This window comes from Microbacterium oleivorans (genome assembly GCF_023715745.1).
Lineage (GTDB): Bacteria > Actinomycetota > Actinomycetes > Actinomycetales > Microbacteriaceae > Microbacterium > Microbacterium oleivorans_D.
On record NZ_JAMBOV010000005.1, the window covers coordinates 226,210 to 249,694 of the forward strand.

Below are 23,485 nucleotides of genomic sequence, written 5' to 3' on the forward strand. Positions count from 1 at the left end.
TGCGTGTGCCGGATCGGAGCCGCGTGGCACCATGAGGGCATCACCAGCGGCCCGGCGAACCCGGGCCCGGAGCGACAGCCGAGCCCGGCACCCGCCCGCGATGTCCCCGCACCTGTGCGTGCGGTCCGCGGCCGCCAGGCCTTCCGATCCGTCTCCGGAGCACCGCCATGTCGATCATCCAGCCCCCGTCGTTCACGACGGTGCCGGTCTCGTTCGAGGTCTATCCGCCGCGCACCGACGCGTCCTACGCCGCCCTGTACGAGACGATCGACCGGCTGGCGGCGATCGACCCCGCATTCATCTCCGTCACCTACGGCGCCGGCGGCTCGGAGCGGAGTCGCTCCCTCGAGGTCCTCACGCACATCCTCCGCAAGACCCGCGTCGAGCCGCTGGCCCACCTGACCTGCATCGGCAGCTCGTACGCCGAGGCGGCCTCCCTGATCAAAGAGTTCCTCGACGCCGGCATCCGGTCCTTCCTCGCCCTGCGAGGCGATCCGCCGGCAGGTGTCGAGGGGGATGCGGCGGCGCTCGGCGACCTCGAGAGTGCGGCGCAGCTCGTGCAGCTGATCGACCGTGTCCAGGCGGAGACCTCCCCATACACGGAGGAGCCCATTCCCGGCGTGCCCGGGGCTGCGCGCGTCGAACCGCGGCGCCACGTCGACATCGCTGTCGCGGCCTTCCCGAACGGGCACCCCCGCTCCCGGTACGCCGCCGAGCACATCGACGCCCTCCTCGCCAAGCAGGCCGCCGGTGCGACTCTCGCGATCACGCAGCTGTTCTTCCACGCCGACGACTACCTCGCGTTCGTCGCGCGCGCCCGTGCCGCAGGGGTGGAGATCCCGATCCTGCCCGGCATCATGCCGATCACCTCGCCGTCTCGGCTGCGGCGTGTGATCGAGCTCACCGGTGAGCAGGTCCCCGGCGCCCTCGCCGTCGACCTCGACGTCGAACCCACCGCCGACGGGCGTCGCGAGATCGGTGTCGGCTACGCCGCCGAGCTCTGCCGGGCCGTTCTGGAGGGCGGTGCCCCCGGCATCCATCTCTACGCCTTCAACAACCACGACACCGTCCTCGCCACGCTGCGCGAGGCGGGCATCATCCCCGCGACAGAGGAGACCCCATGACCGCTTTCCCCGCCGGAACGATCCTCGGCTACCCCCGCATCGGCCGCCGCCGCGAGCTCAAGCGCGCCCTCGAGGCGCACTGGAGCGGCGCGCTCGACGAGGCGGGGCTCGAGGCCGCCGCCGCCGACCTCCGACGGAGCACGCGCGCGCGACTGGTGGAACTCGGTCTCGGCCGCGACGACTCGTCGATCCCTGAGACGTTCTCGTTCTACGACCAGGTCCTCGATGTCGCCGTCGCCGTGGGTGCGCTGCCCGAGCGGTTCGCCGACTTCCGCGAGCCGGACGGCTCCGTGCCCCTGTCGGCGCTGTTCGCCGCCGCGCGGGGCGCCGGGGAGGCCGCACCCCTCGAGATGACCAAGTGGTTCGACACGAACTATCACTACCTCGTACCCGAGATCGGCCCTGAGACGCGATTCGCCCTCTCGAGCGACCGGTTCGCGCGCCAGGTGGCCGAGGCGGCGGCCGACGGTTACGTGACGCGTCCCGTGCTCGTCGGGCCGGTGACGTTCCTCGCGCTGGCCAAGGGGACGGATGCCGCCGGCCCGGGAGCGCGCCCTCTCGAGCGTCTCGACGACCTGCTGCCCGTGTACGTCGAGCTGCTGGCCGCGCTCCGAGCGGCCGGAGCGGAGTGGGTGCAGCTCGATGAGCCGGCGCTCGTGAGCCAGTCTCTCGGATACACCGACGAGGAGCTCGCGGCAGCTGCCGAGCGTGCGTTCTCCGTCCTGACGGCGGCGGTGGACCGACCCGCCGTGCTCGTCGCCGCCGGCTACGGCGAGCTCTCCGCACCGGCGTGGCGTGCGCTCGCCGCCTCGCGCGTGGAAGGTATCGCGATCGATCTCGGCCGAGGCGGCGTGCCCGCCGTGGTGCCCGGTCTGGCGGACACTGTCATCGTGGCGGGCGTCGTCGACGGTCGGAACGTCTGGCGAGGCGACCTCGCCGGCGCAGCGGACGCGCTCGACGCGGTCGCGGGCCTCGGCCCCTCGGCCGTCGCCGTCGGCACATCGACGTCGCTGCAGCACGTTCCGCACGACCTCGCGGACGAGCCCGACCTCGATCCCCGGCTGGTGTCGTGGCTCGCCTTCGCCGACCAGAAGGTCGCACAGGTGACGACCCTCGCGCGCGGTCTGCGAGAGGGTCGCGAGGCGATCGCGTCGGAAGTGGCGGCCGCGACCGCGGCCCTCGCCGATCGTCGGGCCGCGCCCGGCGTCCGCGACGGTGCGGTCCGTGACCGCGTGGGCGCGCTGACGGCGGCCGACCGGGCGCGGACGCCGTTCGAGTCGCGCGCAGCGGTGCAGGACGCCGCGCTGGACCTGCCCCCGCTGCCGACGACGACGATCGGCTCGTTCCCGCAGACCGCCGAGATCCGACGGGCCCGCGCCCGCGCCGGGCGGGGCGAGATCGACCAGAGCGCCTACGAGGCGTTCCTCCGGGAGGAGATCGCTCGCGTCATCGCCCTGCAGGAGGACATCGGCATCGACGTCCTCGTGCACGGCGAGCCGGAGCGCAACGACATGGTGCAGTACTTCGCCGAGAACCTCGACGGATTCGCCGTCACGCGCAACGGCTGGGTGCAGTCCTACGGCTCCCGAGCGACGCGCCCGTCGATCCTGTGGGGCGACGTCGCACGTCCCGCGCCGATCACCGTCCCGTGGGCCGCGTACGCACAGTCGCTGACATCGGCGCCGGTCAAGGGGATGCTGACGGGTCCTGTCACGATCCTCGCCTGGTCGTTCGTCCGCGACGACCAGCCGCTCGGCGAGACGGCCGATCAGGTGGCACTCGCCCTGCGTGACGAGATCGCGGACCTCGAACGCGCCGGGATCGGGATCGTCCAGGTCGACGAGCCGGCGTTGCGTGAGCTTCTGCCGCTGCGCATCGCGGAACAGGCGGCCTATCTTGACTGGTCGGTCGGCTCCTTCCGGCTCGCCACGGCCGGCGCTGCGGATCGGACTCAGATCCACACGCACCTCTGCTACTCGGAGTTCGGTGTCGTGATCGACGCCATCGCCGCCCTCGACGCCGACGTGACCTCCATCGAGGCGGCGCGCAGCCGGGGCGAGGTGATCTCGGAGATCGCGGCATCCGGCTTCGATCACGGCATCGGACCCGGCGTCTACGACATCCACTCGCCCCGTGTGCCGACGGCCGAGGAGGTGTCCGCGCTTCTCGGACGCGCGGTCGACGAGTTGGACGTCCGGCGCCTGTGGGTCAATCCGGACTGCGGGTTGAAGACGCGCGGATACGACGAGACCGTCGCCTCCCTGCGCAACATCGTCACGGCTGCCCGCGCCGTACGCTCCGAGGTGAGCGCCGAGGTCTGAGTCCGGAACGACGAGAGGGGGATGCCGCGCGGCATCCCCCTCTCGTCGTCGTGCGATGTCAGACGGCGCGCAGGACCGCCACGACCTTGCCGAGGACGACGGCGTCGTCGCCCAGGATCGGTTCGAACGCGGAGTTGCGGGGGAGCAGCCAGGTGTGGCCGTCCCGCTGGCGGAGGGTCTTCACCGTGGCCTCGCCGTCGAGCATGGCGGCGACGATCTCGCCGTTGTCGGCCGTGGCCTGCGACCGGACGACGACCCAGTCGCCGTCGCAGATGGCGGCGTCGATCATCGAATCGCCCGACACCTTCAGCATGAACAGCTCACCCTTGCCGACGAGCTGCCGGGGGAGCGGGAAGATCTCCTCGACCTGCTGGTCCGCGGTGATGGGGACGCCCGCCGCGATCCGGCCGACGAGGGGCACCATCGCCGCATCGCCCACGCTCGGCGCGGTGTCGGCGGGATTCTCGCCGGCTGCGCCGGGCAGATCGATCAGCACCTCCATCGCGCGCGTCTTCCCGGGATCGCGGCGGAGGTAGCCGCTCAGTTCCAGCTGGTTCAGCTGGTGGGTCACGCTCGACAGCGACTTGAGCCCGACGGCGTCGCCGATCTCGCGCATGCTCGGCGGGTAGCCGTACCGGCCGATGGAGCGCTGGATCACCTCGAGGATGGCGAGCTGCTTGTCGCTCAGGCTCTTGCGCCGGCGCGTCTGCGGCTTGTCGCTCATGTCGTTCCTTTCGTCCCCCGAGGGTCCCGCCGGGAGCACTCGCCTTCGAATGTCGGAGGTTGGTGATGGGCTCTGGTCATCGAAACCGTATCCGGTCTCGATCGGATCGTCCCGCAGCCGACCGCGTGTCGTCTTCGATCGATCTGCGGACAACCGAACCCTTGACAGTCTACGAATATCGAAGATAGATTCGGAAGAGAACTTCGCACCCGTCCGTCCCGGCCGACGGGCGGGGGCGAAGATCTCATCTGACCGGGGTCACCCCGAGGAGGACACCATGAACCCGACCATCGCCATCAGCACCGCTCCCGTCGTCCGCACGCGCCTGCGTCTCACGACGCGTGGCCGTCGCGTCCTGGCAGCAGTCGCCGCGCTTCCGGTGGTCGTCGCGCTCGGTGTGGGCATCCTCTCCAGCGGTGGCGCACTCGCCAGCGGCGAGGCCGGCGCCTCGTCCGGGTCGTTCGACACCGTCACCGTGATGCCCGGCGAGTCGCTGTGGACCATCGCGCAGGACATCGCGCCCGACAGCGACCCGCGCGACGTCATCGACGAGATCGTCCGACTCAACGCACTGTCGTCCTCTGCCGTCGACGCCGGTCAGTCGCTCGCGATCCCCGCTGCCTTCTCCGCGCAGGCGGGCGAGTAAGGCCGCGCCACGTCCTACGATGGCGGGGTGAGTGCCAGTCTCGACGACCTCCCCCTCCGCGACGATCTTCGCGGCAAGATCCCCTACGGTGCGCCGCAGGCGTCACTGCCCGTGACGCTCAACGTCAACGAGAACACCCACCCCGTTCCGGAGGACGTCGCCGACGACATCCTCGATGGCATCGCGCAGGCGCTGCGGGACATCAACCGTTACCCCGACCGCGAGTTCACCGCTCTCCGCGAGGGATTCGCGGACTACCTGGGCCACGGCCTCGAGCCGGATCAGATCTGGGCCGCGAACGGCTCGAACGAGGTCCTGCAGCACATCCTCCAAGCGTTCGCGGGTCCCGGACGCACCGCGTTCGGGTTCTCGCCCACGTACTCCATGTACCCCCTGCTCACCGGCGCGACCGGCGCGACCTACGTCAGCGGCACGCGCGGTGACGACTTCACCCTCACCGCAGCGGATGCCGCCGAGCAGATCGATCGAGCTCAGCCCGACGTGGTCTTCCTCTGCTCGCCGAACAACCCGACAGGGACGCCGTTGTCCCTCGAGGTCATCGAGGCGGTGTACGAGGCGTCCCGCGGCATCGTGATCGTCGACGAGGCCTATCAGGAATTCGCCCCCCGGGATGAGCCGTCGGCGCTGACCCTCCTGCACGACCGGGAGCGGTTGGTCGTCTCCCGCACCATGAGCAAGGCGTTCGCGTTCGCCGGTGCTCGCGTGGGGTATCTCGCGGCCGACCCCGCCGTCATCGACGCCCTGCGCCTGGTGCGCCTGCCGTATCACCTGAGCGCGCTGACGCAGGCTGCCGCATCCGCCGCTCTCCGCCACGCTCCCACGATGCTCGGCATGGTGGATGACATCGTCGCGCAGCGCGACCGCATCTCCGCGACGCTGTCCGCCCTCGGCTATTCGCCGTACGAGAGCTGGTCCAACTTCGTCCTTTTCGGCGGCGTGGACGACCCGGCGGCGACCTGGCAGGGGCTCTACGACCGCGGCATCCTCATCCGCGACGTCGGACTGCCGCACACCCTGCGGGTCACGGCGGGAAGCGAAGACGAGTCGACGGCGTTCCTCGAAGCGCTCGCCTCCCTCTGAGTCGCGGACTGTCACGGGCGAGGGTTGCAAGGTCCCGCCTCGGTAGACTCGGGGGATGAGCACCCCCGCGCCCCGCACCGCCTCCGTCCGGCGGGCGACCAGCGAGTCGACCATCGAGCTCGAGCTCGACCTCGACGGCACCGGCCAGAGCACGATCGACACGACGGTGCCGTTCTTCGATCACCTGCTCACGGCGTTCGCGAAGCACTCGCTCACCGACCTGACCGTCCGCGCGACGGGAGACACCCACATCGACGCGCACCACACCGTCGAGGACACCGCCATCGTCCTCGGCCAGGCGATCCGTCAGGCACTGGGCGACAAGACCGGCATCTCGCGCTACGGTGACGCGCTCGTCCCGCTCGACGAGGCCCTCGCACAGGCGGTCGTCGACATCAGCGGACGCCCCTACCTCGTTCACGCGGGCGAGCCCGCCGGCTACGAGTTCCACCTCATCGGCGGCCACTTCACCGGGTCGCTCGTGCGCCACACGTTCGAGGCGATCGCGTTCCACGCCGGCCTGACGATGCACGTCACGCTCGTCGCAGGTCGTGACCCCCACCACATCGCCGAGGCGGAGTACAAGGCGTTCGCGCGCGCTTTCCGGCAGGCCAAGGCGCTCGACCCGCTGGTGTCGGGCATCCCCAGCACGAAGGGTGCCCTGTGACCGACGCGCCGCTGGTCGCGGTCCTCGACTACGGATCCGGCAACGTCCACTCGGCGGTCAAAGCGCTCATCGAAGCCGGCGCCGACGCGCGGCTGACGAAGGATCGCGGACTCATCGCCGACGCGGCGGGACTCCTCGTCCCGGGAGTAGGCGCCTTCTCCGCGGTGATGTCGGCGCTGCGCGCGAGCCGCGGCGATGAACTCATCGGCCGTCGCCTCGCCGGGGGGATGCCCGTGCTCGGCATCTGCGTCGGCATGCAGGTGATGTTCGAGCTGGGCGTCGAGCGCGGCGTCGACACCGTGGGGTTGGGGGAGTGGCCGGGGTCGGTCACCGAGCTGCAGGCGCCGGTGCTTCCCCACATGGGATGGAACACCGTCCGTGCCGGCGACGGATCGACGCTGTTCGCCGGTCTCGAAGCCGAACGGTTCTACTTCGTGCACTCGTACGGTGCGCAGGAGTGGACCCTCGACGTCATCAAGCCGTTCCGAGAGCCCGTGCTCACCTGGTGCGACTACGGCTCGCCCTTCCTCGCCGCCGTCGAGAACGGTCCGCTGTCGGCGACGCAGTTCCACCCGGAGAAGTCCGGCGCTGCCGGCATCCGCCTGCTGTCGAACTGGATCGGGTCGCTCCCCGCGTCCTAGTAACGTGTCCCTCTGTGCGCGCGCCCGGCGCGCACATCGTCCCACCCGGAGCCATGAACGAATTCGCATCCACGCCCGAACTGATCCTGCTGCCCGCTGTGGACGTCGCCGACGGCAAGGCCGTCCGACTGACGCAGGGTGAGGCCGGCACCGAGACGAGCTACGGCGACCCCGTCGACGCCGCTCAGGAGTGGGCACGTCAGGGCGCCGAGTGGATCCACCTGGTCGACCTCGATGCCGCTTTCGGTCGCGGATCGAACGCCGCCCTGATGCGCAAGGTCATCAAGTCGCTGCGCGGCGTGAAGGTTGAGCTCTCCGGCGGCATCCGTGACGACGAGTCCCTCGACGCCGCGCTGGACTCCGGGGCCACGCGCATCAATCTCGGCACCGCGGCCCTCGAGAACCCGGAGTGGGCGGCCGACGTCATCCTCCGTTACGGCGAAGCGATCGCCGTCGGCCTCGACGTCCGCGGGACGACGCTGGCGGCACGGGGGTGGACCCGTGACGGCGGCGACCTCTGGCATGTGCTGGACCGGCTCGAGGATGCCGGGTGCAGCCGCTACGTCCTCACCGACGTCACCAAGGACGGTACGTTGCAGGGCCCGAACATCGAACTGCTGCGCGAGGTCGCCGTGCGCACCGACAAGCCGGTCGTCGCATCGGGCGGCATCTCGAGCCTGGACGACATCGCAGCTCTCCGCGAGCTCGTGCCGCTCGGCGTGGAGGGCGCCATCGTCGGCAAGGCGCTCTACGCCGGCGCGTTCACGCTGGCCGAGGCGCTGGATGTCGCCGGACACTGACCCGCACTCCCACCACGCCGGCGACTCCGCCGGCGTCCCTTGGGAGGGGCGGAGCTTCCAGCCGAACCCGCACAGCGGTGACGACGGCAGCGCCGACCCTGCCCTTCTGGCTGCGCTCACCGCGTTCCACGCCGGGGAGGGAGATGCCGCAGCGGTCGTCGACGCCTACCGGACCGCTCGCCTGCTGATCCCGCTCGTCGCCGGGAAGGGCGAGGAGGGCGTCGGTCCCACCGGTCTCACCGTCGACAAGACGCAGGAGCTCTCGATCGTCACCGTGGCCGCGCCCGACGGGCGGCGTGTCCTTCCGGTGTTCTCCTCGGTGGAGGCGATGGCGCGATGGGATGCTGCGGCGCGCCCGGTCCCCGCAGACGGGGTGCGCACGGCGCTGTCCGCCGCCGCGGACGACACGGACCTGATCGTGCTCGACCCCGGCAGCGACACGGAGTTCGTCCTGCGTCGCCCGGCTGTCTGGGCGATCGGGCAGGGCCAACCGTGGGAGCCGCCGCACACGTCCCCCGAGGTCTTCGCCGGCTTGCAGGAGTCGATCGGCACCGAACTCGGTGTGCTCGACCTCTCCGTCGCGACGGGAGACCCCCGATCGCGGCTGCGCGGTCCAGAGCTGATCGTCAGCCTCCACCTCGTGGACGGGCTCGATCAAGCCGCGCTCGACGCGATCCTGCAGCGCCTCGCCTCCCGGTGGGCTGCGGACGACCGCGTCGCTGTGCTCGTCGACTCGCTGACGGTCAAACTCGTCCGCGCCTGACCGTCAGGTGACGGGGCCGGTCCACTTCTCGCCGGGTCCCTTCCCGATCGGGTCGGGGATGCTCGATGCCTCGCGGAAGGCGAGCTGCAGGGTGCGCAGGCCGTCGCGGAGCGAGCGGGCGTGCATGTCGCTCACCTCGGGTGCGGCGGCCGTGATGAGCCCCGCGAGGGCGTTGATGAGCTTCCGGGCCTCATCCAGGTCCTTCTGCGTGTCGGGGTCGTCGGCGAGGCCGAGCTTGACCGCCGCCGCGCTCATGAGGTGGACCGAGGTCGTGGTGATCACCTCGACGGCGGGGACGTCCGCGATGTCCCGCGTGGCGGACTGTGCGACCCGCTCCTGCTCGTCCCAGCGCGACAGGCGCTCGGGGTCGTGGTCGCTGTGGTCGGCCGGAATAGTGCTCACGTGCTGCTCTCTGCTAGACTTCTGCGGGCACCGGAGTGTTCTGCTCCGTGTCGAAAGAGGATCACATCCCACCCGCGCTTGCCGCTCCAGGCTACCGGGTCCCGCACTCCGCCTCGTTCCGCGAGGTTGTCCAGGGTGCAGAACACAGAACGCCGATGCGTGCATCGTGCGGGGTGGACGTGACGATCTTCCGCCCGGCGACACATTTCCGTGTCACCGGAGGCCGTCCACCGCACGAAAGAGGAGTTCCGCATCAGCGATCCCCGCACCAATGACCGCATCCGCGTCCCCGAGGTCCGCCTCGTCGGACCCGCGGGTGAGCAGGTCGGCGTCGTCCGCATCGAGGTGGCCATGCGCCTGGCCCAGGAGGCCGACCTCGATCTCGTCGAGGTAGCCCCGAACTCGAAGCCCCCCGTGGTCAAGATCATGGATTACGGCAAGTTCAAGTACGAGGCTGCGCAGAAGGCCAAGGAAGCGCGGCGCAATCAGGCGAACACCGTCCTCAAGGAGGTCCGGTTCCGTCTGAAGATCGAGGCGCACGACTACATCACCAAGCTCAAGCGCGCTGAGGGCTTCCTCCAGGCGGGCGACAAGGTGAAGGCGATGATCCTGTTCCGTGGTCGCGAGCAGTCGCGTCCCGAGCAGGGTGTGCGTCTGCTCCGCAAGTTCGCGGAGGACGTCGCCGAGTTCGGCACCGTCGAGTCCAACCCCACGATCGACGGCCGCAACATGGTGATGGTGGTGGCTCCCCACAAGAACAAGTCCGAGGTCAAGACCGAGCAGAACGCGGCCCGCGCCGCGACGAAGCAGGCCGCCCGCGAGGCGCGCAACGGTCAGGCCGACGAGACCCCCGCATCCGCTCCGGCGGAGTAAGCGGCCCCAGACCCCCGCCCGGCGGGAACCACAACGAAGGAAGAGATATGCCCAAGCAGAAGACCCACTCGGGCGCCAAGAAGCGCTTCAAGGTCACCGGCAGCGGAAAGATCAAGAAGCAGCAGGCGAACCTCCGTCACAACTTCGAGGGCAAGCCCACGAAGCGCACCCGCCGCCTGTCCGCCGACAAGATCCTGGCTCCCGGCGACGCCAAGGTCGCCAAGAAGCTCCTCGGCCTCTGAGCGCCGACGCAACACCCTAGGAAGTAGAAGAAATGGCTAGAGTCAAGCGGGCTGTCAACGCCCACAAGAAGCGTCGCGTCATCCTGGAGCGCGCCTCCGGTTACCGCGGTCAGCGTTCGCGTCTGTACCGCAAGGCGAAGGAGCAGGTCACCCACTCGCTCGTCTACGCGTACCGCGACCGTCGCAAGCGCAAGGGCGACTTCCGCCGCCTGTGGATCCAGCGCATCAACGCCGCTGCCCGCCAGAACGGCATCACGTACAACCGCTTCATCCAGGGCCTCGGCCTCGCGGGTGTCCAGGTCGACCGCCGCATGCTCGCCGAGCTCGCGGTCAACGAGCCCGCCGTCTTCGCGTCGCTCGTCGCCACGGCGAAGGCTGCGCTGCCGGCCGACGTCAACGCGCCCAAGGCCTGATCGACTCATCGTTCGTGAGAAGGCGTCCTCTTCGGAGGGCGCCTTTTCGCGTTCCCGGATGCCGGTGCCCCTCGCGCACCGCCCCTACACTGAGATCGTGCTCGAGAACCCACGTTCACCGCGCGTCCGTGCGGTCGCGAAGCTGACGAAGCGCACGGCGCGGCAGGAGACCGGCCTCTATCTGCTCGAGGGTCCGCAGGCTGCTCGCGAGGCCCTCCTCTGGCGGCCGGACACCCTGCTCGAGCTGTATGCGACCCCCACGGCATGGGACAAGCACCAGGACATCCGTGACGCGGCATCCGAGGCCGGCGTGGATGTCGCGTTCGCGAGCGAGCAGGTCATCGAGGCCATGGCCGACACGGTGACGCCTCAGGGCATCGTCGCCGTCGCCCGTCAGGTCCCTACCTCGGTCCGCGACGTCTTCGACGGGGACCCCCGTCTCATCGTGATCTGCGAGGAAGTCCGCGACCCGGGCAACCTCGGCACGATCATCCGAGCTGCGGATGCCGTCGGTGCGGACGCCGTCGTTCTCACCGGGCGCACCGTCGACCCCTTCAACCCCAAGGTCGTCCGGGCGACGACCGGGTCGCTGTTCCACCTGCCGGTCGCCGTCGGCGTGGATCTCGCGGACGCGACGGGGCGCGCGCGCTCCGCGGGTCTGCGGATCGTCGCGGCGGATGTCGGAGGAGAGGACTTCGTCGACCACCGTGGCACGTTGGCGGACCCCACGGCATGGGTGTTCGGCAACGAGGCCCGCGGACTCGACGACGACGCACTCGCCCTGGTCGACCTGTCGCTCCGGCTGCCGATCTACGGCCGCGCCGAGTCCCTCAATCTGGCGACGGCAGCGAGCGTCTGCCTGTACGAGTCGGCGTTCGCGCAGCGCGCGGCCGGCTGACGCCGCTCCGGGGGTTGATTACGGAACTGTAAACCCCGCGGCATCCGGTCGTTCAGCGAGTGGACCGTTGCCTAGTGTGGGTTCCATGACCACTCCTGCTGCCGATCCCGCGCCGCGCACGTCGAACATCGACGTTCGTCGTGGCGAGCCGCTCGTCGTCATGTCGGACGTGCAGAAGCACTACGGCGACTTCCAGGCACTGACCGACATCAATCTGTCGGTCAACCGCGGCGAGGTCGTCGTGGTCGTGGGACCGTCCGGCTCGGGCAAGTCGACCCTGTGCCGCACGATCAACCGGCTCGAGACCATCACGAGCGGCCGCATCACGATCGACGGCGACGACCTTCCCGCCGAGGGCAAGGCGCTCGCGGCCCTCCGCGCGGACGTCGGGATGGTCTTCCAGTCCTTCAACCTCTTCTCCCACCTGACGATCCTCGACAACGTCACGCTCGGGCCGATCAAGGTCAAGGGAATGAAGAAGGCGGATGCCGAGAAGCTCGCCCGCGAGCTGCTCGACCGCGTGGGCGTGGGTCACCAGGCCGAGAAGCTCCCCGCACAGCTGTCCGGCGGCCAGCAGCAGCGTGTCGCGATCGCGCGTGCTCTCGCGATGAAGCCGAAGGTCATGCTCTTCGATGAGCCGACGTCGGCCCTCGACCCGGAGATGATCAACGAGGTGCTCGACGTCATGGTCGGCCTCGCGCAGGAGGGGATGACGATGATCGTCGTCACCCACGAGATGGGCTTCGCCCGGAAGGCCGCCGACCGTGTGGTCTTCATGGCCGATGGGCAGATCGTCGAGGAGGCCGCGCCGCAGGAGTTCTTCACGAACCCCCAGAGCGACCGTGCGAAGGACTTCCTCTCGAAGCTCATCACCCACTGAGACGTCCGCGCCCTTGCACCGGCGCGACGAACGACGCACGACACGAAACCAGGAGGATCACATGCGCAAGACTCGTATCGCCGGCACCTTCGCCGGCATCGCCATCGCGGCACTCGCACTCGCCGGCTGCAACAGCGGCAGCCCGACCAGCCCGGGCGCCGAGGGCGGCACCGGCGGCGAGGGCTCCGAGGGGGGCAGCGAACAGCTGTGGGAGGTCGCCAGCGACGTGTCGCTCGAGGGCAGCCCGACCTTCGACGCCATGACGTCACGAGACGGCGTGATCGTCGGCGTCAAGGAGGACCAGCCGGGTCTCGGCTTCCTGGACGCCACCACGAACGAGCGTTCCGGCTTCGACGTCGACATCGCACGCTGGATCGCGGCATCCCTCGGCTTCGACGAGGACAAGATCGAGTACAAGGCGATCGCGTCCGCGAATCGCGAGCAGTCGATCGTGAACGGCGATGTCGACTACTACGTCGGCACCTACTCGATCACCGACTCCCGCAAGGAGCAGATCGATTTCGCCGGTCCGTACTTCACCACGGGTCAGGGCCTCCTTGTCGCCGCGGACAGTGACATCGCGAGCGAGGATGACCTCAGCGCCGACACGACGGTGTGCTCTGCGACCGGTTCGACGCCGATCCAGAACATCAAGGACAACTACCCCGACGTGCCGACCGAGGAGTTCGACCTCTACTCGGCATGTGTCGACGCGCTGATCAACGGCACCGTCGACGCCGTCACGACCGACCAGGCGATCCTCATCGGTTACGCCGCGCTGTACCCGAACGACGTCAAGGTCGTCGGGGAGCCCTTCAGCGAGGAGAACTACGGCGTGGGTCTGCGCAAGGGTGACGACGCCCTCCGCGCGCACATCAACGACCTCTTCACCGAGGGTGGCGACACCTGGCAGGCGATCTTCGACAAGAACCTGGGCGAGTCCGGGATCACCGTCGACCAGCCTGCCGTCGACGCATACTGAATCGCGCTGACACCATGATCCGGGGCGGGGGCGCGAGCCCCCGCCCCGCACCAGCCAAGGAGACGAAGTGGGCGTCATCACCGACAACCTCGATCTATGGAGCGAGGCGCTGCGCAACACGCTGCTGCTCTTCCTCGCGGGCGGCGCGATCGCGCTCGTCCTCGGGACGCTCATCGGGGCGATGCGTGTCTCGCCGATCCCCGTCGCCCGCGCGTTCGGGACGCTGTACGTCAACATCATCCGCAACACCCCGCTGACGCTCGTCTTCTTCTTCTTCGCATTCGGCTACCCGGCTCTGCGGCTGCCGAATCCGGGCTTCACGGTGCTGGCCATCTGGGCCCTAGGCGTCTACACGGCGACCTATGTCGCGGAGGTCATCCGCGCCGGCATCAATACCGTCCCGGTCGGTCAGGCCGAGGCCGCACGCGCCATCGGTCTCACCTTCACCCAGGTGATGACCCTCGTCGTGATGCCTCAGGCTTTCCGGTCCGTCGTGCCGCCGATGATGAGTGTCTTCATCGCTCTGCTGAAGAACACCACGGTGGCCGCGGGCTTCAGTGTCGCGGAGCTGGGCGTCATCCGCGCCAACCTCAGCGAGCGAGGCGAGAACGCCCTCACCGTCCTCCTCTGGGTCGCGGTCGTCTTCGTGGTCCTCGTCCTGCTGCTCAGCTGGCTGCAGCGCTATCTCGAGAACAAATGGAGGATCGCGCGATGACTTCCGTCCTGTACGACGTCCCCGGCCCCCGGGCGATCCTTCGCAACCGGATCCTCGGCGTCGCGACCGTCGTCGCGGTGCTGGGCGTGCTCGGCTTCATCGGCTACCGGTTCGCGGTGACGGGTCAGTTCGCGCCGGACCGCTGGTACGTCTTCTCCTTCAGCGCCGTGTGGATGAACATTCTGCGCGCGCTGGGCAACACGCTCGCGGCGTTCGGTCTTGCCGCCGTCGGCGCCATCATCCTGGGACTCGTCCTGGCGGTGGGGCGTCTCTCCGACCATGCCGTCATCCGTGTCCCCGTCGCTGCGATCACCGAGCTGTTCCGAGCGATTCCGGTCCTGATCTTCATGTCGCTGATGTACTACGGTCTGCCGACCGTCGGCATCCGCATGGAGCCTTACTGGGCGGTGGTCATCGCCCTCGTGATGTACAACGGCTCGGTTCTCGCCGAGGTGATCCGAGCCGGCGTCGAGTCGCTGCCGCGCGGCCAGAAGGAAGCCGGGTACGCGATCGGGCTGCGCAAGAGCGGCGTCATGCGCCTGATCCTGATGCCGCAGGCGATCCGCGCGATGCTGCCCGTCATCATCGCCCAACTCGTCGTCACGCTGAAGGACACGGCGCTCGGCTTCATCATCACCTACCCGGAGCTGCTCTACTTCGCCAAGCAGCTGACCTCCCAGCCGGGGCGCCCGATCCTGCAGGCCGGCATCGTCATCGGCGCGATCTACATCGCGATGTGTCTCCTCCTCTCGTGGGTCGCGACTCTCGTCGAGAAGCGACTGCGCCGCTCGCCGGGCTCCCGTGGCGGCACGGGCGGTGCCGGAGCTGTAGACCCGCTTCACCACCCGGTGGCGCCCACGACCGACACGGAGCTGATCGCCGCTCAGAAGGGCGCCGGCAAGTTCGATCCCGGCAACGCGCCCACGAGCATCTGACGTCGTCCTACCGGCGGGCCGCGCCCCGACCCGCCGGTAGACTCGTCTCTCGTGTCCGACGCACCCCAGATCACCCCCGAGGCGGTGGATGCCGCCGTCTCCGAGGCGCTGGCCGCCTTCGCCGCCGCTCCCGACACCGCTGCGCTGAAGGCCGCTCGCTCGGCCCACACCGCGGAAGGGTCGCCGCTCGCTCGCTTGAACGCCGAACTGCGGAACGTCCCGAACGATCAGAAGGCCGCCTCCGGCAAGCTCGTCGGTCAGGCGCGCGGTCGCGTCAACCAGGCGCTCGCCGCCCGTGAGGCCGAGCTCGCCGCCGCCGAGACGGCCGCGAAGCTCGAGGCCGAGCGCGTCGACATCACCGCGATCGTCCCCGCCGCGCGCGTCGGGGCACGGCATCCGATCTCGCTCCTGCAGGAGGAGATCGCGGACCTGTTCGTCGGCATGGGCTGGGAGATCGCGGAAGGACCCGAGCTCGAGCACGAGTGGTTCAACTTCGACGCCCTGAACTTCGCGCCCGACCACCCCGCACGTCAGATGCAGGACACCTTCTTCGTCGATCCTGTCGCGCGTCACCTCGTCATGCGCACGCACACGAGCCCCGTGCAGGTGCGCTCGATGCTCGAGCGCGAGCTGCCCATCTACGTCCTCTGCCCGGGCAGGGTCTACCGCACCGACGAGTTCGACGCGACGCACCTGCCGGCGTTCACGCAGTTCGAGGGCCTCGTGATCGACAAGGGCATCACGATGGCGAACCTCAAGGGCACCCTCGACCACGCGGCCAAGGTGCTCTTCGGCGCAGAGGCGAAGACCCGGTTCCGCACCAACTACTTCCCGTTCACCGAGCCGTCCGCCGAGCTCGACCTGTGGCACCCGACCTTCCCGGGCGGCGCGCGCTGGATCGAGTGGGGCGGATGCGGGATGGTGAACCCCAACGTCCTCCGCGCCGCGGGCATCGACCCCGAGGTCTACTCGGGCTTCGCCTTCGGCATGGGCATCGAGCGGACCCTGATGTTCCGCAGCGATGTGCAGGACATGCGAGACATGGCCGAGGGCGATGTCCGCTTCAGTGAGCAGTTCGGAATGGTGGTCTGATGCGCGTCCCGCTCTCCTGGTTGCGCGAATACGTCGACGTCGCGCCCGGCACGACTCCCGAGGACGTGCTCGCGTCGCTCGTGTCGGTCGGGTTCGAGGAGGAGGACGTGCACGCGTTCGACCTCAGCGGCCCGATCGTCGTCGGCCGCGTCGTCTCGTCCGAGCCCGAGCCGCAGTCCAACGGCAAGACCATCCGGTGGTGCCAGGTCGACGTCGGTGAAGAGCACGGCGGCATCCGCGGCATCGTCTGCGGCGCCGGCAACTTCTTCGAGGGCGACAAGGTCGTCGTGACGCTGCCGGGCGCCGTCCTGCCCGGTCCCTTCCCGATCGCGGCGCGCAAGACGTACGGCCACGTCTCCGACGGCATGATCGCCTCCGCGAAGGAGCTCGGCCTCGGCGACGAGCACTCCGGCATCCTCCGTCTGACCGAGCTCGGCCTCGACCCCGAGGTCGGCACCGACGCCATCTCCCTGCTCGGGCTCGACGACGTCGCCGTCGACATCAACGTCACCCCCGACCGCGGGTACGCGCTGTCGATCCGAGGCGTCGCGCGTGAGTACGCGCACGCCACCGGGGCGGCCTTCCGCGACCCGGGTCTGCGCGACTTCGAGGAGCTCGAGCAGCCGACTGGCGGATTCCCCGTCGCGATCGACGACGCGGCGCCCATCCACGGCAAGCCCGGAGCGAGCGAGTTCGTCGTCCGCATCGTGCGCGACGTGGACCCGTCGCGACCGACGCCGCCGTGGATGACCGCGCGCCTCACGCTCGCCGGCATCCGCTCCCTCGGCATCCTGATCGACATCACCAACTACGTGATGCTCGAGCTCGGCAACCCGATCCACGGGTACGACCTCGACACGCTGACGGGAGGCATCACCGTCCGTCGCGCGACCGCGGGTGAGAAGCTCACGACCCTGGACGGCAAGGAGCGCACCCTCGACGCCGAGGATCTGCTGATCACCGACGAGTCCGGCCCGATCGGCCTCGCCGGGGTCATGGGCGGCGGCACGACCGAGATGGGGGATGCCACGCGCAACGTCCTCATCGAGGCGGCGATCTTCGACACGGTGTCCATCGCGCGGACGGCCCGGCGTCACAAGCTGCCCAGCGAGGCATCGCGCCGCTTCGAGCGCGGAGTCGACCCGTTGATCCCGTTCGTCGCCGCGCGCCGCGTCGCCGACCTCATGGTCGAGCTCGCCGGCGGCACCCTCGACACGCAGACCGGTGGCGCCCTGTTCGCCGAGGTGTTCATCCCGTCGATCGACCTGCCGAAGTCCTTCACGGCCGGGCTCATCGGCGTCGACTACTCGGACGACGAGATCGTCGGCGCCCTCGGGACGATCGGCTGCGAGGTCTCGGATGCGGAAGACGCGTGGGAGGTCATCCCGCCGTCCTGGCGTCCCGATCTCACCGACCGCTGGACACTGGCGGAGGAGATCGCCCGCATCCACGGGCTCGACCGCATCCCGTCGATCCTCCCGACCCCGCCGTCCGGCCGCGGCCTCACGCCGCACCAGCGCGGACGCCGTCGCGTCGCGAACGCGCTGGCCGCAGCCGGCCTCGTCGAGGTCGTCGCCTTCCCCTTCACGACCGAGGAGCAGAACGACCTCCACGGCTCCGCGTCGGGGGAGCACCTGACCTCGATCCGGCTCGCCAACCCGCTCGACGGACAGGCGCCCCACCTGCGTCGGTCGCTCATCCCCGGCCTCCTGCAGATCGCACATCGGAACGTCTCGCGCGGTTTCACCGACGTCGCCCTGTTCGAGTCCGGCAGCGTCTTCACCCCGGATGAGGGTGTGACCTACGGCACCGACTCCGTGCCGCCGCTCGCGCAGCGACCGGATGAGGAGACCCTCGCCGCGCTGCACGCCTCTATCCCGCCGCAGCCGCGCCACGTCGCGGTCCTGCTGCACGGCCACGCTGCGGTGAAGCGCCCCGGTGCTGCCGCGGTGGCGTTCGACCTCGCCGATGCGTTGGGCGCTATACGCACGATCGCTGCTGCTGCGGGTGTCGAGATCGAGGTGCGGCAGGGCGAGCGAGCAGCACTCCACCCCGGTCGCACCGGCACGCTCCACGTTCGTGACGTGGAGGTCGGTTACGTCGGCGAGCTCCTACCGGCGGTGGCGGCCGCCGCCGACCTGCACGGACGCGTGTTCGTCGCCGAGCTCGACCTCGACGGCATCTTGTCGCTCGTCAGCGAACCCACCGCTGCCGCGTCTCTCGCGACCTTCCCCGCGGCGACGCAGGACGTGTCGCTCGTCGTGCCGGCTGACGTCCCCGCGGGCGCCGTCCGTGCGGCGCTCGTCGACGGGGCCGGGTCGCTCCTCGAGGACCTGCGCCTCGTCGACGACTATCGCGGACCGGGTGTCGCGGACGGCGCGAAGAGCCTGACCTTCGCACTGCGGTTCCGCGCCGACGACCGGACGCTGACGGCTTCCGAAGCGACCGAGGCGAAGCTCGCCGGGGTCGCCGTCGCGACCGAGCGCTTCGGGGCGACGATCCGCGACTGACCATCGCTCACCGTGCCCTGACGGGCCTCAGCGCTTTCCCCAGTTCCAGGGGGGAGCGTCGAGCCGTCCCTGCCCCGAGACGGCTGTGCCGTTGCCGCGGCGTTCGAGCGAGATCCGGTGCGCCTCGGGGAGCGCGTCGATGAGACCCGCCGCGTGCGAGACCAGCAGCACCTGGGAGTTCTCGGATGCGGCGCGGACGAGGCCCGCCAGCGGCTCGAGCAGGCTGACATGCAGGCTGGACTCGGGTTCGTTGAGGACCGTGAGCGGCGCGGGCCGGGCCGGCAGGAGCGCCGCGCACAGCAACAGGTAGCGGAGGGTCCCGTCGGAGAGCTCGGCGGCCTCGAGCGGCCGGAGTAGTCCGGGTTGCGTCACGGTGAGCCGCAGGATGCCGTCGGATGCCGCGACTCTGACACGGCTGCCCGGGAAGGCGTCGTCGACCGCGCGGTCGAGCAGGTGCTCGAGCCCGGCGTCGACCACCGTGGCCCAGACGGCGGCGAGGTTCGAGCCGTCGTGCGACAGAACGGGGGACCGCGTCCCGACCTGCGGGCGGCGAGCGGGGGCGTCCGCGTCGACCCGGAAGTGATCGTAGAAGCGCCAGCCGTTCATGATGCGCCGGAGCCCCAGCAGTTCGGGAGCGGTGTCGCCGTCGGCGAGGTCGGTGATGATGCTCTCGAAGGGAGCGAGTTTCTGGTCGAGCGGCACCCATCCGCCGTCACGGACTCGCGTCTGACCGCGGAGGCGATCGATCAGGAGCGTCGCGGGCTTCGCAAGCGGCCCGGCGAAGACCTGCTCGCGCTTGATCTCGGGATCCCGCGCGAACACGCTGTCGCGGGATGCCTGGGGGATGCCGAGATCGACGAGGTAGCCCAGCTCGTCCGCCGCGAAGCCGAGCTGCACGGCGATCGGGTTCCGACGCACCGTGCCCTGGTCGCCGCCCTCCTCCGGTCCCGCCCACAGGAGCGAGGGGAGCCCGCCTTCGCGGGCGACCGCGCCGACGAGGTCGCCCGTCGCCGCCGACGCCAGCAGCCGGAGCGCGCGATAGAGGTTCGACTTCCCCGACCCGTTCGGCCCGGTCACGACGGTGAGGTTCTCCAGGGGGATGAGGACGTCGCGGAGCGAGCGGTACCCGGATACGGCGAGCGTGCGCAGCATCCCTCCACTGTGCCAGGCGCCCCCGACACCTGTTGCCCGGGCGGTTAGGCTCTGCCCGTGACCGACTCCTGGACCGTCCCCGCCCTGCAGCTGACCGGACTCGTGAAGCAGTTCGGCTCCGTCACCGCCGTCGCCGGCATCGATCTGGTCGTCCCTGCCGGTTCGTTCTACGGGCTCGTCGGCCCGAACGGCGCCGGCAAGACGACGACCCTGTCGATGGCGACCGGGCTGCTGAAGCCGGATAGCGGGAGCGCCCACGTGCACGGTGTCGATGTGTGGGGTGACCCGGTGACGGCGAAACGGATGATCGGGAACCTCTCGGACGGCATCCGCCTCTTCGATCGGCTCACCGGCGAGCAGCTCATCACGTACACGGGAATGATGTTCGGCCTGCCGCGCCCGGAGATCACTCAGCGGGTGTCGGATCTGCTCGACCTCATGGACCTCCGCCCCGCGGCGGGATCTATCGTCGCGGACTACTCGGCTGGGATGACCAAGAAGGTCGCCCTCGCCTGCGCGCTCGTCCATGCGCCGCGCCTGCTCGTCCTCGACGAACCGTTCGAGTCCGTCGACCCGGTGTCGGCGGCCAACATCGAGGACGTGCTGCGCGGCTACACCGCCTCGGGCGGCTCGGTCATCGTGTCGAGTCACTCGATGGACCTCGTGCAGCGCATGTGCGATCACGTCGCCGTCATCGCGGCAGGCCGGGTACTGGCCGCGGGGACGATCGAGGAGGTTCGCGCGGGCGACAGCCTCCAGAACCGTTTCGTGTCCCTCGTCGGCGGGCGCCACCAGTCGGAGGGACCGCAGTGGTTGCGGCAGTCCTGAAGCTGAGATATCGCGCCCTGTTCAACACGCTCGCCCGTCGACCCTGGCAACTCGTGGGGTTCATCTTCGGGGCGCTGTGGGCGATCGGTGCGCTCCTGTCGGTGATCGGCGGCATGGTCGCGCTCGCAGTGTTCCAACCCCTCGACGCGGCCGCGGCGGTGAGCATCCTCGGCGGCACGGTGCTCCTGCTGGGATGGGTCCTCGGCCCGATCCTCATCACCGGCATGGACACCTCGATCGACGCCCGTCGCCTCGCCGTCTTCCCCTTCACCCGCACTCAGACGATGCTCGCGCTCGCCGGAACCGGCTTGACCGGTCTTCCGGGCATCGCAACCGCGATCGCAGCGCTGAGCACCGTGATCCTGTGGGTGAGGTGGCCGATCGCCGTGCTCGTGGCGATCCCCTGCGCCGTGCTGGCCGTGGTCACCTGTGTGCTGGCGTCACGGCTGGTCGCGGAACTCTCCGGGGGGCTCGGCGGCAGCCGCCGCGGTCGCGAACTCATCGGCACGGTCGTCCTGATCCTGATCGTCATGGCGGGGCCGATCCTCACCGGCACGCTGTCGCTCCTCGACAGTGGCGGTGACCTGGTGGCGCGGCTCGTCGCCGCGGCCGGCGTCCTGCCGTGGACCCCGATCGGTGCCGCGTGGGGTGTCGCTCCCGCGCTCGCCGCCGGCGACGTCCTGCCCGCGCTCGCACGCCTGGGGATCGCCGCCGCGACCGTCCTCGTGCTGTGGGGGGTGTGGTCACGGGTCATCGACGCAGGGACGGATGCCGCGCCGCGTACGCGCCGGGTGGCGGCTGCGGGCCATCTCGGCCTGTTCGGCGTCATGCCGACCGGCGGCGTCGGTGCGACCTGGGCGCGGTCGCTGAACGCGTGGCTGCGGGACCCCCGCTACCTGCGGCAGATCCTCATCGTTCCGCTGCTCCCGATAGTGTTCCTGGTCACCGGCGGACCCGACGGGTTCTTCTTCGGCTTATCGCCGACGTTCGCTGCACTGATGCTGTCCATCGTCGGCTACACCGACGTCTCCTACGACGGCACCGCGTACGCGACGGCGCTGGCGACGGGCGTCCGAGGGTTCGCCGACCGGGCCGGCAGGACACTGGGAGCGGCGTGTGTCGGTGTGCCGCTGATCGTCCTTCTCGCGGTGGTGACCGCTGCCGTATCCGGCACGACATCGCGGCTCCCGGTGACCCTCGGTGCGTCGCTCGGCATCATCCTCGTCGGATACGGCGTCTCGGCGGTGTCGTCCGCCCTCATCATCACTCCCGTCGCCGCGCCGGGCGACAGTCCGTTCAAGAGCGTCCCGGGACAGACCTTCGTCAACGGGCTGCTGGCTTTCGTCGTCTGGGGCGTGGTGATCGCGCTGTCGGCCCCGGCGATCGTCACCGCGATCATCGCCTCGTCCTCATCGGATCGGGTGTGGGCCTGGGTCGCGCTGACCGTCGGCGTCCTGACGGGGATCGTCGTCGCCCTGCTCGGCATCGTGATCGGTGGGCGCCTCATCGAACGGACCGGTCCCGATCTGCTCGCGAAGATCCGGGCGCTGCCGAACTGATCTCGCGTCTCGGGGTGTTGCCCCGCCGCGGCCGCTGGTTCGATGGGATGCATGACGCGCATCCTGATCCTGAGCGGAACCGGCTGGCTGGGGTCCCGCGTCGCGCAGCGATGGATCGACCGCGGAGCCGAGGTGACGAGCGTGGCGAGGGGGCGCCGTGCAGCGCCTGACGGAGTCGAGCTCGTGGTCGCCGACCGTGCCGCGCCCGATGCCTACCGCGATGTCGCGGGGCGCGACTGGGACGAGGTGGTCGACGTCTCCTCGAACCCTTTCCACGTGCGGGACGCTGCGGACGCGCTCGCCGGTCGCGCCGCCCACGCGACCTACGTGTCGAGTGTCTCGGTGTATGCGGACGCCGACGAGGAGGACGCGGACGAGACCGCCGAGGTCGTGCCTGCCTGGAACGAGGGGGACGAGGACGACTACGCCCGCGCGAAGGTCGCCGCCGAGCAGGCAGCGGTCGGGCTGGCGGCGCGAGTCGCGGTCGTGCGACCGGGGCTCATCGTCGGCCCCGGCGACCCGACGGACCGCTTCGGATACTGGGCGGCCCGGTTCGCGGCCGCGGGGGAGGGGACCGTCCTCGTGCCGGAGACTCGCGGCCGTGTGCAGGTGATCGACGTCGATGACCTCGCCGACTTCGTCGTCAGCGCCGGTGCTCGCGCGTTCGACGGCGTCGTCAACGCCGTGGGGGAGCCGCATCCGTTCGACGAGTTCGTCGCCCTCGCACGTCGTCTCGCCGGACACACCGGCCAGGTCCACACGGTTCCGGCGGAGTGGTTGGAGCGTCACGGCGTGGGCTACTGGATGGGGCCGCGGTCGCTTCCGCTCTGGCTTCCCGACGACATGCCGGGCTTCGCGACGCGCAGCAACGCGGCGTATCTCGCCGCGGGTGGCCGCGTCCGTCCGATCGAGGATACGACCGCTCGCGTTCTCGACGACGAACGCCGGCGCGGTGTCTCTCGCGCGCGGGGCTCAGGGCTCGAACGCAGTGAGGAGCTCGACCTGCTGCGTGTGTGGGAGGGCGAGACCGCGACCGGCGTGTGACGGTCGATTTGCGAGAGCGGATGCCGCGGCGATACCGTCACGGTGTGTCCTCCGCCGCGATCCTCCCCGCTTCCGCGGGCTCGCGCGCGCGTCGACGTCTGGGCGACCGCCGACGGTAGGCGACCCTCCCGCTGTGCTCCGCGTCTCGGAGTGAGCCGCAGGTGTCGCCGTTC

Annotated in this window: 24 protein-coding genes; 21 read left to right on the top strand and 3 right to left on the bottom strand. The window is 70.0% G+C overall.

Features of this window, described 5'->3' with window-relative positions; genetic code table 11:
* Window positions 1-167 precede the first annotated feature (167 nt).
* Window positions 168-1,124, top strand: a complete 957-nt coding sequence (locus M3190_RS13480) for a methylenetetrahydrofolate reductase (protein WP_251582624.1) — start codon at window positions 168-170, stop codon at window positions 1,122-1,124.
* Window positions 1,121-3,445: a 5-methyltetrahydropteroyltriglutamate--homocysteine S-methyltransferase gene (gene metE, locus M3190_RS13485; RefSeq protein WP_251582626.1), complete on the top strand. Its 2,325-nt coding sequence runs from the start codon at window positions 1,121-1,123 to the stop codon at window positions 3,443-3,445. Before M3190_RS13480 ends, metE begins: the two co-directional genes overlap by 4 nt.
* Before the next feature lie 58 nt (window positions 3,446-3,503).
* Here the strand turns inward: metE and lexA are convergent, their stop codons facing one another.
* The gene (gene lexA / locus M3190_RS13490) at window positions 3,504-4,169 is read right to left on the bottom strand and encodes a transcriptional repressor LexA (protein ID WP_251582636.1); all 666 of its coding nucleotides are present in this window, start codon (window positions 4,167-4,169) and stop codon (window positions 3,504-3,506) included.
* A 277-nt stretch (window positions 4,170-4,446) separates the two neighbouring features.
* Here lexA and M3190_RS13495 point away from each other — a divergent pair, with 277 nt between their 5' ends.
* Genes M3190_RS13495 through M3190_RS13520 form a run of 6 tightly spaced genes read left to right on the top strand, consistent with a single transcriptional unit; the run spans window position 4,447 to window position 8,787 of the window.
* A complete protein-coding gene (locus M3190_RS13495; RefSeq protein WP_251582638.1) occupies window positions 4,447-4,815 on the top strand; it encodes a LysM peptidoglycan-binding domain-containing protein in 369 nt (122 codons plus the stop codon).
* 27 nt (window positions 4,816-4,842) lie between these two features.
* Window positions 4,843-5,916 carry a histidinol-phosphate transaminase gene (locus M3190_RS13500; RefSeq protein WP_251582640.1) on the top strand — a complete coding sequence of 358 codons (1,074 nt, stop codon included), beginning with the start codon at window positions 4,843-4,845 and terminating at the stop codon, window positions 5,914-5,916.
* Window positions 5,917-5,971: 55 nt separating this feature from the next.
* Entirely contained in the window at window positions 5,972-6,583 is a 612-nt protein-coding gene (gene hisB / locus M3190_RS13505; RefSeq protein WP_251582642.1) for an imidazoleglycerol-phosphate dehydratase HisB, read from the top strand.
* Window positions 6,580-7,224, top strand: coding sequence for an imidazole glycerol phosphate synthase subunit HisH (hisH, locus tag M3190_RS13510; protein WP_251582652.1), 645 nt, complete (start codon window positions 6,580-6,582; stop codon window positions 7,222-7,224). Before hisB ends, hisH begins: the two co-directional genes overlap by 4 nt.
* 53 nt (window positions 7,225-7,277) lie before the next feature.
* The gene (gene priA, locus M3190_RS13515) at window positions 7,278-8,024 is read left to right on the top strand and encodes a bifunctional 1-(5-phosphoribosyl)-5-((5-phosphoribosylamino)methylideneamino)imidazole-4-carboxamide isomerase/phosphoribosylanthranilate isomerase PriA (RefSeq protein ID WP_251582661.1); all 747 of its coding nucleotides are present in this window, start codon (window positions 7,278-7,280) and stop codon (window positions 8,022-8,024) included.
* Complete coding sequence (locus tag M3190_RS13520) at window positions 8,008-8,787, top strand: SseB family protein (RefSeq protein ID WP_251582663.1); 780 nt, start codon at window positions 8,008-8,010, stop codon at window positions 8,785-8,787. The genes priA and M3190_RS13520 overlap by 17 nt, the downstream gene beginning before the upstream one ends.
* A 3-nt stretch (window positions 8,788-8,790) precedes the next feature.
* Here M3190_RS13520 and M3190_RS13525 read toward each other — a convergent pair whose 3' ends face one another.
* Complete coding sequence (locus M3190_RS13525) at window positions 8,791-9,189, bottom strand: DUF1844 domain-containing protein (protein ID WP_064003209.1); 399 nt, start codon at window positions 9,187-9,189, stop codon at window positions 8,791-8,793.
* Window positions 9,190-9,399: 210 nt separating this feature from the next.
* On the opposite strand from M3190_RS13525, the gene infC reads away from it, so the two are divergent.
* From infC to pheT, 10 genes are all read left to right on the top strand, one after another.
* Entirely contained in the window at window positions 9,400-10,062 is a 663-nt protein-coding gene (infC, locus tag M3190_RS13530) for a translation initiation factor IF-3 (RefSeq protein WP_251582673.1), read from the top strand.
* Window positions 10,063-10,109: 47 nt separating this feature from the next.
* Window positions 10,110-10,304: a 50S ribosomal protein L35 gene (rpmI, locus tag M3190_RS13535; RefSeq protein WP_064003210.1), complete on the top strand. Its 195-nt coding sequence runs from the start codon at window positions 10,110-10,112 to the stop codon at window positions 10,302-10,304.
* Window positions 10,305-10,336: 32 nt separating this feature from the next.
* The gene (rplT, locus tag M3190_RS13540) at window positions 10,337-10,717 is read left to right on the top strand and encodes a 50S ribosomal protein L20 (RefSeq protein ID WP_064003211.1); all 381 of its coding nucleotides are present in this window, start codon (window positions 10,337-10,339) and stop codon (window positions 10,715-10,717) included.
* Window positions 10,718-10,814: 97 nt separating this feature from the next.
* The gene (locus M3190_RS13545; protein ID WP_251582675.1) at window positions 10,815-11,615 is read left to right on the top strand and encodes a TrmH family RNA methyltransferase; all 801 of its coding nucleotides are present in this window, start codon (window positions 10,815-10,817) and stop codon (window positions 11,613-11,615) included.
* 160 nt (window positions 11,616-11,775) lie between these two features.
* A complete protein-coding gene (locus M3190_RS13550; protein ID WP_251582741.1) occupies window positions 11,776-12,495 on the top strand; it encodes an amino acid ABC transporter ATP-binding protein in 720 nt (239 codons plus the stop codon).
* A 61-nt stretch (window positions 12,496-12,556) separates the two neighbouring features.
* Window positions 12,557-13,477, top strand: coding sequence for a glutamate ABC transporter substrate-binding protein (locus tag M3190_RS13555; RefSeq protein ID WP_251582677.1), 921 nt, complete (start codon window positions 12,557-12,559; stop codon window positions 13,475-13,477).
* 67 nt (window positions 13,478-13,544) lie between these two features.
* Window positions 13,545-14,192 carry an amino acid ABC transporter permease gene (locus M3190_RS13560; protein ID WP_251582679.1) on the top strand — a complete coding sequence of 216 codons (648 nt, stop codon included), beginning with the start codon at window positions 13,545-13,547 and terminating at the stop codon, window positions 14,190-14,192.
* On the top strand, window positions 14,189-15,127 hold the full coding sequence (locus M3190_RS13565; protein WP_251582681.1) for an amino acid ABC transporter permease: 939 nt from the start codon (window positions 14,189-14,191) through the stop codon (window positions 15,125-15,127). Before M3190_RS13560 ends, M3190_RS13565 begins: the two co-directional genes overlap by 4 nt.
* Window positions 15,128-15,178: 51 nt before the next feature.
* Complete coding sequence (gene pheS, locus M3190_RS13570) at window positions 15,179-16,219, top strand: phenylalanine--tRNA ligase subunit alpha (protein WP_251582688.1); 1,041 nt, start codon at window positions 15,179-15,181, stop codon at window positions 16,217-16,219.
* A complete protein-coding gene (pheT, locus tag M3190_RS13575; RefSeq protein ID WP_251582690.1) occupies window positions 16,219-18,729 on the top strand; it encodes a phenylalanine--tRNA ligase subunit beta in 2,511 nt (836 codons plus the stop codon). Before pheS ends, pheT begins: the two co-directional genes overlap by 1 nt.
* Window positions 18,730-18,756: 27 nt before the next feature.
* Here pheT and M3190_RS13580 read toward each other — a convergent pair whose 3' ends face one another.
* On the bottom strand, window positions 18,757-19,881 hold the full coding sequence (locus M3190_RS13580; RefSeq protein ID WP_251582692.1) for an AAA family ATPase: 1,125 nt from the start codon (window positions 19,879-19,881) through the stop codon (window positions 18,757-18,759).
* A gap of 57 nt (window positions 19,882-19,938) precedes the next feature.
* Here M3190_RS13580 and M3190_RS13585 point away from each other — a divergent pair, with 57 nt between their 5' ends.
* The 3 genes from M3190_RS13585 to M3190_RS13595 are packed head-to-tail and all read left to right on the top strand — an operon-like array spanning window position 19,939 to window position 23,312.
* The gene (locus M3190_RS13585) at window positions 19,939-20,709 is read left to right on the top strand and encodes an ABC transporter ATP-binding protein (protein ID WP_251582694.1); all 771 of its coding nucleotides are present in this window, start codon (window positions 19,939-19,941) and stop codon (window positions 20,707-20,709) included.
* Window positions 20,691-22,268 carry a hypothetical protein gene (locus tag M3190_RS13590; RefSeq protein ID WP_251582696.1) on the top strand — a complete coding sequence of 526 codons (1,578 nt, stop codon included), beginning with the start codon at window positions 20,691-20,693 and terminating at the stop codon, window positions 22,266-22,268. Before M3190_RS13585 ends, M3190_RS13590 begins: the two co-directional genes overlap by 19 nt.
* 51 nt (window positions 22,269-22,319) lie before the next feature.
* Entirely contained in the window at window positions 22,320-23,312 is a 993-nt protein-coding gene (locus M3190_RS13595) for an NAD-dependent epimerase/dehydratase family protein (protein WP_251582698.1), read from the top strand.
* Window positions 23,313-23,485 lie beyond the last annotated feature (173 nt).

Bases quoted from the DNA above. Each gene is read 5' to 3' on its own strand.
- metE (WP_251582626.1), top strand. From the start codon at position 1,121: ATGACCGCTTTCCCCGCCGGAACGATCCTCGGCTACCCCCGCATCGGC.
- M3190_RS13495 (WP_251582638.1), top strand. From the start codon at position 4,447: ATGAACCCGACCATCGCCATCAGCACCGCTCCCGTCGTCCGCACGCGC.
- M3190_RS13555 (WP_251582677.1), top strand. From the start codon at position 12,557: ATGCGCAAGACTCGTATCGCCGGCACCTTCGCCGGCATCGCCATCGCG.
- pheT (WP_251582690.1), top strand. From the start codon at position 16,219: ATGCGCGTCCCGCTCTCCTGGTTGCGCGAATACGTCGACGTCGCGCCC.
- M3190_RS13520 (WP_251582663.1), top strand. From the start codon at position 8,008: ATGTCGCCGGACACTGACCCGCACTCCCACCACGCCGGCGACTCCGCC.
- M3190_RS13480 (WP_251582624.1), top strand. From the start codon at position 168: ATGTCGATCATCCAGCCCCCGTCGTTCACGACGGTGCCGGTCTCGTTC.
- M3190_RS13565 (WP_251582681.1), top strand. From the start codon at position 14,189: ATGACTTCCGTCCTGTACGACGTCCCCGGCCCCCGGGCGATCCTTCGC.
- priA (WP_251582661.1), top strand. From the start codon at position 7,278: ATGAACGAATTCGCATCCACGCCCGAACTGATCCTGCTGCCCGCTGTG.
- rpmI (WP_064003210.1), top strand. From the start codon at position 10,110: ATGCCCAAGCAGAAGACCCACTCGGGCGCCAAGAAGCGCTTCAAGGTC.
- hisB (WP_251582642.1), top strand. From the start codon at position 5,972: ATGAGCACCCCCGCGCCCCGCACCGCCTCCGTCCGGCGGGCGACCAGC.
- rplT (WP_064003211.1), top strand. From the start codon at position 10,337: ATGGCTAGAGTCAAGCGGGCTGTCAACGCCCACAAGAAGCGTCGCGTC.
- M3190_RS13580 (WP_251582692.1), bottom strand. From the start codon at position 19,881: ATGCTGCGCACGCTCGCCGTATCCGGGTACCGCTCGCTCCGCGACGTC.
- M3190_RS13595 (WP_251582698.1), top strand. From the start codon at position 22,320: ATGACGCGCATCCTGATCCTGAGCGGAACCGGCTGGCTGGGGTCCCGC.
- lexA (WP_251582636.1), bottom strand. From the start codon at position 4,169: ATGAGCGACAAGCCGCAGACGCGCCGGCGCAAGAGCCTGAGCGACAAG.
- M3190_RS13550 (WP_251582741.1), top strand. From the start codon at position 11,776: ATGTCGGACGTGCAGAAGCACTACGGCGACTTCCAGGCACTGACCGAC.